The 10403-nt window shown below is 63.5% G+C and carries 8 protein-coding genes; all 8 read right to left on the bottom strand.

Going from position 1 to position 10403, the window contains the following annotated elements; all coding sequences use genetic code 11:
- Positions 1–6: 6 nt before the first annotated feature.
- Genes FA85_RS20265 through FA85_RS20300 form a run of 8 tightly spaced genes read right to left on the bottom strand, consistent with a single transcriptional unit; the run spans position 7 to position 9585 of the window.
- Positions 7–828 carry a glycosyltransferase family 2 protein gene (locus tag FA85_RS20265; RefSeq protein WP_036113393.1) on the bottom strand — a complete coding sequence of 274 codons (822 nt, stop codon included), beginning with the start codon at positions 826–828 and terminating at the stop codon, positions 7–9.
- A complete protein-coding gene (locus FA85_RS21240; protein ID WP_051943678.1) occupies positions 825–1307 on the bottom strand; it encodes a serine O-acetyltransferase in 483 nt (160 codons plus the stop codon). Before FA85_RS21240 ends, FA85_RS20265 begins: the two co-directional genes overlap by 4 nt.
- Positions 1300–2532: an O-antigen ligase family protein gene (locus tag FA85_RS20275; protein ID WP_036113390.1), complete on the bottom strand. Its 1233-nt coding sequence runs from the start codon at positions 2530–2532 to the stop codon at positions 1300–1302. The genes FA85_RS21240 and FA85_RS20275 overlap by 8 nt, the downstream gene beginning before the upstream one ends.
- Positions 2533–2537: 5 nt before the next feature.
- The gene (locus FA85_RS21245) at positions 2538–3455 is read right to left on the bottom strand and encodes a glycosyltransferase family 2 protein (protein ID WP_051943676.1); all 918 of its coding nucleotides are present in this window, start codon (positions 3453–3455) and stop codon (positions 2538–2540) included.
- Entirely contained in the window at positions 3452–4876 is a 1425-nt protein-coding gene (locus FA85_RS20285; RefSeq protein WP_051943674.1) for a lipopolysaccharide biosynthesis protein, read from the bottom strand. Before FA85_RS20285 ends, FA85_RS21245 begins: the two co-directional genes overlap by 4 nt.
- Before the next feature lie 2 nt (positions 4877–4878).
- Entirely contained in the window at positions 4879–6120 is a 1242-nt protein-coding gene (locus FA85_RS20290; protein WP_036113387.1) for a glycosyltransferase, read from the bottom strand.
- Positions 6121–6122: 2 nt separating this feature from the next.
- Positions 6123–7355 carry a colanic acid biosynthesis pyruvyl transferase WcaK gene (gene wcaK / locus FA85_RS20295; RefSeq protein WP_036113384.1) on the bottom strand — a complete coding sequence of 411 codons (1233 nt, stop codon included), beginning with the start codon at positions 7353–7355 and terminating at the stop codon, positions 6123–6125.
- 40 nt (positions 7356–7395) lie between these two features.
- Positions 7396–9585, bottom strand: a complete 2190-nt coding sequence (locus tag FA85_RS20300) for a polysaccharide biosynthesis tyrosine autokinase (RefSeq protein ID WP_036113381.1) — start codon at positions 9583–9585, stop codon at positions 7396–7398.
- Between the last annotated feature and the right edge of the window lie 818 nt (positions 9586–10403).

The following is a 10403-nucleotide window of genomic DNA, read 5'->3' on the forward strand; positions in this document are numbered from 1 at the left end:
CCGGTATCAGCGGCGCTCGCTCAGCGAGTAGCGGTACACGCCGCCGTGCTTTTTCAGCATGTAGGCGAAGCCGGCGAGGTGCTTGATGGTGAGGCGGGAGAACTTACGTGTTCGACGCTTGTAGTCGTGCACGACGGAGATCTTCCGGCTGTAGTAGTTGCGCAGGCCCAGCTTGCGGGTGCGCACGCAGAACTCTGCGTCTTCCGGACCGAAGAAGATCCGGTCGTCATAACCCATCAGCAAGGCGGCGACCTTCTTGGTGAACGTCTGGTTGGCGCCGAGGACGTAGTCGACTTCGAGCGGATCGTTGCTGTCGTCGAAGGTGGTGTCCACCATCAGGTGGCGGTCCAGTTCGCGCTGCACGAAGCCGAGCTTACGGGTGGCCGCGATACGCGCCGCGATGGGCTGATAGAAACGCGGGAAGCGGCGGGTGGAGTCCTGCCGGGTGCGGTCCACATTCAGCAGTTCGAAACCGACCACGCCCGCATCGGGGTGCGACTGGAAGAATTCGTCGACGATGGTGCCCGGATCGCTGGTCAGGAAGATCGTGTCGTTATCCAGCGTCATGCAGTACTTGCCGCGCGCGAGGAACAGGCCCCGGTTACGTGCGGGGCCGACGCCGTAATTGCTGTCGAGCGGAAAATAACGGATCTGGGGCAGCGTGGCCACGAATTCGGCGCTGCCATCGCGTGAGCCGTTGTCCACGACGATCACTTCGTCGCGGCTGAAATCCACCTTGTCCATCAGGGAGTGGAGGCAGCGCTCCAGGTTCCCGAGTTCGTTCCAGGTGATGATGATGATCGACAGGCGCACATCGGCCTCGCTCATGACGGTGCTCCAACGTTGGGCGGGGTGAAGGACGATGGGGTGATGACCGCGTTGGCCTTCACCACGTAGTTATCGGGGATGGCCACGGGCCCAAAGATGCAGGCCCCCGTGCCGATGGTCACGTTGTTGCCGATGGTGGGCGTACCGTCGCCGGGGAAACGGTTGCCAAGGCATACGCGCGCGTAGATCGTGCAGTTGGACCCGATGGTGCTCTTGCCGTTGATGATGATGCCGAAGGCGTGGTAGATCACCAGCCCCGGACCGATCGTCGCGGTGGTCGGCACATAGCACTTGAACATGAATTCCGCGATCTTCTCGAAGACGCGGAACGGCGTGTGCAACACCGTGCCCCGGGTGCCGGAGATCAGGCGATAGGTCAGGATCACCCAGAACGACTGGTCGAGCATCCACCAGACCAGGCCACGGTAGCCGGGCAGCGACTTCAGGCGGCGTACGTCGGCGCGAAAATCATCAAGCATGGTTCGGATCCGGAGCGGGCAGGGTGTCGCGATGCTTCAGTACGTTGGCGCGGATCTTCATCCGCTCCTTCGCTTCCTCACGCAGGCGAATCTTGCGCAGGTCGTGGCGGGCGTAGAACATGCCGACGAAAAACCAGAAGTAGGCCTCGTAACCGCTGAACTCGATGAAGGCCAGCATCAGGTAGCAAAGCAGGAAGAACTTGATGTTGCGCTGCTGGCCCTCCGTACGCGTGAACAGGATCTGTGCCGCCATCAGCAGGAAGAGCAGCAACGACTGCACGCCGCCTTCCAGAAGGAACTGGAGATAGATATTGTGGACGTTGTTTTCGACGAAGGTGAGGCCGGACAGCTGCTCCATCACCGGCACGCCGTTGCCGACGCCGTAACCCAGAATGTTCTGGTGCAGGGCGGTGCCCGCAGTGGTCCACAGCGCCAGGCGGCCGACGTTCTTGTGCGCGAGCTGGGTCTCGGCGTTGAGGTTGAAGCGGTCCAGCACGGGGATGTCGATCACCGACGACAGCACCAGGCCGACGAGCAGCACGCCCATCGCGATGCCGAAGAAGTTGAAGAAGTAATAGTGGCGGGATTTGCGTGCACGCCAGCAGGCGATGCCGATCGACACGGCGGCACCCACCAGCCCCGCTCGCGACAGCATCATGCCGCTGGTCAGCAGCGCGATGCCCGCCGCGATCGGATAAACACGGGTGCCAAGCAACAGAATGGAAAGCAGGGCAAGCAGGCTTGCCTCGATGTTGCGGCCACCGGTCGACATGTACAGGATGCTCGACGCGCCCTCGGTACGCGCATAGACCGCGCCCAGGCTGCCGGCGTAGACCAGATCGCGAAGGATGACGAAGGTCAGGCAGCAGCCCAGCATCCAGATAAAGATCTTGCGCAGCTCGATATCGTGCAGCTTGCGCCCGAAGACCACGCCGAGGAAATACGACGCCGCCACGAACAGGATCAGCGTGGAACGGACGCCGCCGCCATAGGTCGCGGAGGCGGCGATAGCCGTCGCCGTCATCGTGGCGATAAACGCCGTGGCCGGGTTGAGCTTGAGGTAGCGTGCCGCCGGGATGTACAGCACGGGCATGAGCAGCAACAGGAGGTGGTAGACGTTGACGTGCGATTTGCTGGTGGTGCTGTGCCCCAGCGGAATCTGCACGAACAGCATCGCCAGCAATACGATGGCGGCGCCGCGCGTCTTGTTGATCGCCAATGCCATGCCGGTCAGCCGATCGCCACGCCGAAGAACTTGTGCAGCAACACTTTCAGCGTCGACTTGTAGCCGCCGACGGAGATGTTCCGGGCGATGTCGCCCAAGGGCGGTCGCTGCTTGTTCATGACGTACTGGATGTTCCGGTGGTTACGCCGTTGATCGGCGCTCATCAGCCGGGTGTGCTTGGCGATGAAACGCTCGCTGCCCTCGGCGCGCTTGGTCGAGTTGCGAATTCGGGCGCGCGACCTGTCATCGTCGACGAACGACAGCAGCTGACGTGTGCGCAGCGCGGGACCGAAACGCTCGGCCAGGCGGATCCACATGTCGTAGTCCTGCCATGAGGGCATCGCTTCGTCGAAACCGCCGAGTTCGCGCATGCGCGACAACTCGGTCAGAACCTGGTTGCCGGCGAGATTGGCGTAGAGCAGGGCGGACAGCGTGATCGGCTCGACCTTACCCAGTTCCGCCTGGCTGTACTGACGATCGCGCAGCGCCGCGATCTGGGCGTCGCTCTGGAAATAGCGGAACCGGCTGCAGACGAACGACACCTTGTTGCGCCGGTACAGGTCGACCAGGCATTCGATCCGCTGCGGATGAAACAGGTCGTCGTCGTCCAGTCCGGTGACATAGGTGCCGGAAGCCTGCTCCATGCACCGGTTACGCGCGCGGCAGGCGCCCTGCGGCGTCTCGTTGCGAAGATAGGTGAACTTGCCGGGGTAGCGCTGAATGTAGTCGGCGACGACCTCGGCCGTATCGTCGGTTGAGGCCTCGTCACAAATCAGAATCTCGATCTCGGGGTAGCTCTGGGCCAGCACCGAGTCGACGGCCCGGCGAAGCAGCGCCGAACGATTGCGGGTAGGAATGTAAACGCTCACCAGCGCCATGGCGTCATCGCTCCTCGTCTGCATTGCATCGGTCGTCGTACTCATGCGCTCACCGCCTGGATCTGTTTGTCCAGCAAGGTGTGCCGGCTACGCCAGATCACCCACACCAGCGGCGGCGTGGCGATGGCGAAGCGCACCGCGCTGGCCATCCAGCCATCGCCCGGGTAAACCAAGACCGCCAGCATGAGAAACGCATAGGGTACGAAGCTCTCGATCGTCCACGCGTTGAAGAACTCGCGTGCGGTGATCCGGATCAGTTTCGACGAGAAGAAGTAATACGAAAACACGGTGGCCAGGATCTGGCTGATGGCCAGCGCCACCGCCATGATTTCCAGCGACCGGGACGCCGCGCCGGCGAGGCTCACCGCCAGCGTGATGCCGCAGATCTTCAGGTTCCAGCCGAACTCGATGTCCGACCGGCCCTGGCTCTGGCTCAGGGCGCCGATCAGGGAGCCCAGCGGGCGCAGCATGCCGAACAGCAGCATCAGCGGAATGAGCTGGGCCACGCCGTCGTAGCGATGGCCGTACAGGATCGACACCGCCGGTGGCGCGAACACGGCAAGCATGATGAAGACCACCGCGCTGAAGATCGCCACACCGCGCAGGCCGACGAGGTAGATGCGACGCAGCGCTTCGGGATCGTGCTGCAGGGTCGCCAGTCGCGGCAACGCCAGACGGCCCGCCACCGGCATGATCAGCTTGGTCGGCTGCAGGACCAGTTCCTTTGCAAGCGAATACACGCCGAGCGACGCCAGGCCGAGAAACTTGCCCAGGATGATCTGGTCGGCCTGACTGCGCAGCTGGTTGATCACCTGCGACCCGAGCTGGAAGGCGCCATAGCGGAACGCCTCCCGCATGATGCCCCGGTCGAACCCGCGACCCGGGTGCCAGTCAGGCTCCGACACGGCCAGGAAGCAGCCCAGCCGGACGAGGCTGTTGACGATCATGGCGTACACGGCGGCTTCGATGGACGCATGGAAGACCAGCACCATGATCAGCAGGGTGGCCAGACCCGAGAGGCGTCCGATCACTTCGATGCGGGCCAGTCTCGGCAGCTGGAAGGCCTTGATCAGGCTGGCCTGATACTGCGCGGCCACCCCCAGCAGCACGAAGTTGATCGTCGACAGACGCATCAGCTGGCCGAGGACCTCGGACTGATAGAAGTACGCCACGGCGTAGGACACGAAGAAGAGCACGGCGGCCGAGACGAGACCGAGACCCACGCTGATCATGAAAAGCGAGGTGCGCTCTTCACGGTTGATGTTCTGGCGGTGGATGAGGTAGCTGCTCAGGCCCATGTCCTGCAGCAACGTGGCGATCGCATTGACCACGTTGACGATCGCCAGCGCACCGAGCATGCGTGCGTCGACGTGATGAGCCAGCACCGCGATCTGCAACAGCTGGCTGGCTGCGCTGATGACGGTCGACCCGGCGGTCCAGATGGCGTCGCGTTTGGCGGAGGCCATCGTCAGTCCTCCAGGGCCAGCTGCGCGGCGAGCTGGTCGTGCAGACGGCTCTGGTTGAACCGGGCTTCCACCGTTTCACGTGCGTGGCGTGCGATGGCCGGGAGGTCGTAGTCGCCGTTCTGAATGCGCGCCAGCTTGTCTGCCAGCGCTCCGGCGTCGCGCTCCGGAACCAGCCACCCGGAATAGCCGTCTTCGATCAGTTCGGGAATGCCGCTGTGCACCGTGGACAGACAAGGCACGCCACTGGCCATGGCTTCCATCAGCGAGACGGGGATGCCCTCCTGATCGCCGTCGGTCGCGGTGACGCTGGGCAGGGCGAAGATGTCGGCATCGCGCAAGGCGGTCTGTACGAAGCTCTTGTCGCGCCGGCCCAGGATATGGATGTGCTCGCCCATGCCTTCATCGGCGACGAAACGCTCCAGGGTCGGCTGAAGGGGGCCGTCGCCGATCACGTTCAGTTCGACGGGTACGCCGCGCCTGGCCAGTTCGGCTACGGCCTGGCACAGGTAGAGCACGCCCTTTTTCTCGACGAGACGGGCGACGCTGACCACGCGCAGCGGGCGGGTTCCGGCCGACGACACATCGCCCGGGGACACGTAACGAAAGCTCTCCAGATCCACGCCCATCCGGTGCACCTGAATCTTTTCCGGCGCGCAGCCCATCGCCTGAAGCTTGCGACTCCAGCGCGTGCTGATCGGCAACATCCGCTCGCCCTGCGCGAACAGGCGACGGTAATCGTCGGCATGGCGGGCAAGCACGCTGTGCTGCGAAAGGTCGAAGCCGTGAAACACCGTGTGGATCGGACCCTCGATCAGACCGAGGGCGCGCAGGTTGGCTGCCAGGACGCCGGTGGGACCGAAGTGGGCGATGATCGCCTTTGCCTTCAGCGGCTCCCTGATCCGGCGCACGGCACCGGCCAGGACGAGGCTCTTCGCCGCGTGGCCATAGAGTCGTACGGAAAGCGCCTTGCGCACGCGCGCGCTCGGCAGTCCGGGAAGCACCTGACGCAAGCGGCGCAGCAGGATCTGCCAGTGCTTCGACGCGCTGGCGGAGTGATCGAAGATGAACGTCGTCCGTTCCATCAACCCCCGCGTGGCGACGATGTCACCGGGTGCGGGCTGCGGTCCCCGGCTGATCGCCAGGATGCGCACGTCGAAGCCGCGGTCGAGCAGGCCGACGATCTGGTCGATGACGAAGGTTTCCGAATACTTGGGAAACTCCGGGAGGACGAACAGGATCGGCATGGTCAGGCTCCGATCCCCAGCGTCGCCAGTACCGACTCACGGGCGAACGCCTTCTCGCGGGCGACCGCCGTGGCGACGCGTGGCCGCAAGGTCTCGTCCTGGAGCAACGCGAGCACCTTCGTGCGCAGGCTGCCGTCGAGCAGGGCTTTGACGGGAATGGCCAGGTCGTCCACACCGAGACGCTTCATGATGCCTTCGGACTTGTGCTCGTAATTGAGCGCCACGGATGGCGTACCGAAGTTCATCGACATGATCGCGCTGTGCAGCCGCGTGCCGATGGTGAGCACGCAGGTGGCGAGGCGGCGGCCGATCTCGACATCGTTGAGCTCGTTCATCTCGACATGGAAGGACTCCGGATGGCGCAGGCGCGCGCGCACCTTGAGAGCGACCATGCGGTCGTCCTTGGGGTAGCCGTCGATGGCCGTGCAGGTGGAGTAGGCGACGACGCGGTAGCCCGCTTCGATCACGGCATCCAGCAGCTCGGCGAACGCCGTTTCGTACTCGGCCTGCGTCACGCCCAGACGCTTGTCGAACGGGGCCAGCTCACGGAAGGTCACGGCCACCGTCGGCTGCGCGGTATTGACGGGCTCGTTGACCCCCGGATTGACCAGCCACGCGGTATCCGACGTCCAGCGCACCTTGTCCTGCGGGATGCGCCCCTCGGTCATATAGCGCGCGCTGACTTCCTCACGCAGAGCGACCGCGTTGACCCGGGTCATGACGTCTTCGGAGATCTGCCGGAAGAACGGCTGCTGGAAGGGCCCGACGCTGTGGCCGATCATGTAGACCGGACGGCCCGCCAGCAGGGCGCAGATGGACTGGTCGTACTGCGTGGGGCCATACAGGTCCACGAAGAACGAACCGCCGACCTGAATGACCAGGTCGTACCCTTTCATCCACTCGATGGTCTCGCGATGGCGCTGCGGCAGCTTTACCCAGCGTGCCCACCAGCGTCCCATGAGATGCCCGTGCAGGATGCGCGGAACAAGGCGGCGCAGCACCTTCGGCCGCAGGCCACCGAAGCGCTTTTTCGCGGCTTCGTTGTAGTAGGCATTCAACGTGTCGGGCAACAACCGACGCCCGATAAGGTATTCGGAGCTGGTCGGGAAGCGGCTGGTCACATCGACCTTGATCCCCGGCAGCGCCTCCGCCAGACATTCCAGAAGGCCGCGCAGAATGGCGCCGTCGCCCCGGTTGCCGCACGTGTGATTTCCGACGATCAGGATGCGCGACATAGTGCTCTTTTCATGCTGGGCCCCGTGGTAGCGGGGCGGTTCAAGCCGGATCGGCCTTGTATTTGTAGTACGCGTACTCGGAGTAGCCCGCCGTGCGCTTTTCCACCGCGTTGAAGATGGCGCCCTTCAGCTCGACACCGTTCTGTTCGAAACGTTGCTTGGCCAGTGCCAGCTCGCGCTGCTTGTTGAGACCGAAACGCGCCACGAGCAGGCTGGTCCCGACGTGATGGCCAATCACCGCCGCATCGGTCACCGCCAGGATGGGCGGCGTATCGATGATGATGAGGTCGTAGGCGGGCACCACGGCCTCGATGAAGCGCGTGAAGTGCTGATGCATCAGCAGTTCGGACGGATTCGGCGGCACCTGGCCGCGGCTGATGAAATCGACGTTTTCGGTCGGCCCCTTCTGCACCACGTCCGCGAGTTCGGCCTTGCCGACCAGCAGATCGGACAGCCCGCGTCCCGTCTTGACGCCGAGCAACTGGTGCAGCGTGCCGCGGCGCATGTCACCGTCGACCAGCAGCACGCGCTGCCCCGCCTGGGCAATGACGGCCGCGAGGTTGGCCGAGACGAAGGTCTTACCGGCGAACGGGCTGGAGCCGGTGATCATCAGGATGTTGTTCTTCGCTTCCAGCCGGGCGAAGTGCAGGCTGGTGCGCAGGCTGCGGATGGATTCGATCGCCAGATCGGCCGGGTCGCTGATGGCGAGCAGGGGGCCACGCGCGCCGTGCTTGTGACGGGTGCGGATGGAACGCGCGCTCTGGCCGGAGCTGAGCGGCACCGACGCATAGACGGGCAGGCCAAGGTCTTCGATCAGCGCAGGGTCTTCGATGCCGCGATTGAGGATCTGCTTGAGGAAGACAAAGGCCAGCGCGAGGAAGGCACCGAGGAAGGTCGCGATGATGACGATCAGCGCCTTGCGCGGCTGCACGGGAACGTTGGGGTCCACCGCCGCCTTGTCGACGATACGCACGTTGCCGACGGTGCCCGCGCGGGCGATGTCGAGCTGCTGAGCCTGATTGAGCAGGCTGGTGTACGTATTGCTGCTGACCTGGACGTCCCGGTTGAGCTTGAGCAGTTGCTGCTGGGTGTCGGGCAGGGCGCCGACTTCCTTCTGCATCTTGTCCTTTTGTGCCTGCAGCTGGCCCATCTGCTGCTGCAACGCCTTGTAGGCAGGGTGGTCATGAGTAAAGCGGCGATCGATGTCCGCTTCCTGCATGTGCAACTGCTGGATGTTGTTCTCGACACCGACGATCTGATCGAGCAGGCCTTTGGTCTGCATGCTCAGATCGACGGAGTGGGACTGTGTCTGGAAGGCGTTCATCGCGGCCTGGGCCTTGTCCAGGTCCTGCCGCACCTTGGGCAGCTGGTCCTTGACGAACTGCAGCTGGCTGGCGGCTTCGGCGGAGTTCCGCTCGACGTTCTGCCGCACATACGCGGTGGTGACGTGTTCCAGCACCTTCCGCGCCAGCTCCGGATCGGCGTTGTTATAGGTCAGCCCGATGATCCCGGAGTCGTTGCCCTGTTCGAGGGCGACGACATCGGTCTGCAGCTTGGTCGTGGTGGTCAGCGCGGGCTGCACGACGACGTCGAAGCGCGTCCCCGGGTTGGCTACCAGCTGGCGGATCTGCACCGTCACGCCCTTGCCGTTGATCAGCTGACCGACGGCGCCCTGCGCCACACGCTTGCCATCGTCGTCGTACAGGCTGAACTGGTGATTGTCTTCGGCGCGGAGCTCGAACTTGCCGCCCATGGTCGGATCGGGCAGATCGAGCTTGAAGATGTCGACGACCTCGCCGCCCCAGCCATAGCGACTGAGTCCGAAGCGAGGCTTGCCCAGCTGGCCGGGTTTATGCCCGCGGGAGAGGTAGTCACCGATCACCGGCATGCGCTGCGGCAACGCCTGCACGTTTAGTCGCATGTCGTCGACCGTCTGTCCGACGACCAGGCGCGACGTAATCAGCGCGATCTCGGTGACGGCCTGCGATGCGGTCGTGCCGAGCGATTGCGAAAGGTCGCTCAGCCCCGGAAGGCTCGGCGTCTTCTGCTCGACCTGCACCACGGCGGTGGCCTGATAGATAGGCGTCGCCAGCAGCGTATACAGCACACCGATCACGAAGAAGACCCCCGTGATTGCAACGATCAGCCACTTGTGATCGAGCAGCGTACCGAACAACGCGTTGAGATCGATGGTGTCGTCATCATGTGCCTGCTCAATCTTCGTCGTCATGCGGCCGCGTGTTTCCTGGAGATGAATTGGACGTCTAAGCGTTTATACCGGAGCGAGAATGAATGGGCCGAAAAGCAGAGGGCCAGCCAACGTCCTGTATTTCCAGCGTTTTACGCACACATCTCCATGCACCGGCACACAGCTGGCGCATGACACACCCCCTTGGATGCGTAGGATGAAACCTCAGGCGGGCGTCGACGGGCGGCCGTTGGGGATGCCGATGTCGACGCCATTCGTTGAAAGAACGATGTCCTTCGCCTTCTTCGATGCCAATCGCGTACCACTGATCCGCGCCGAAGGACTTTCAGCTTAGACGGGGTCGCGTAGGCCTCAAAGTGAAAACCGCCAGTTTTGCGACCTGCGTCAAGGAACCATCGCTTACGGAGACGCTAGAACGCAAATACGTTAGTAATTCGTTATATGCGTCTCGGTGTATCTACACGCACCACTAATGAATGGTTCATTCCGCAGTCACTAATTGCTGCACTGCATGGTCACCACTCCGATGTATGCGCCGCGTATACGCGCTTATTCGGCAAGGTGGCTTCCGCATCGCAGCAACGCACACACGGCGATCTCCGCCCTGGTGATGGCGCTCGGCCCGTCAGCGGCGCACACTCGGCGGCTAAGGGCGGTCCACCGGCCGCATCGGGAGCAGCTCATGCATGTCGTCGCGATGTTAACGGCGGGTCTATAGACCTTTTCCGGCGTAAGCGCGTCCGGGAAACCGCGGGCGCGGAACGCGAGCCGGCCTTACGAGCCGAACTCTTCAATGCCGAACAACTCGAGGCTTACGGCGCGCAACTCGCCGCCAGGCA

The organism is Luteibacter mycovicinus (genome assembly GCF_000745235.1).
Taxonomy (GTDB): Bacteria; Pseudomonadota; Gammaproteobacteria; order Xanthomonadales; family Rhodanobacteraceae; genus Luteibacter; species Luteibacter mycovicinus.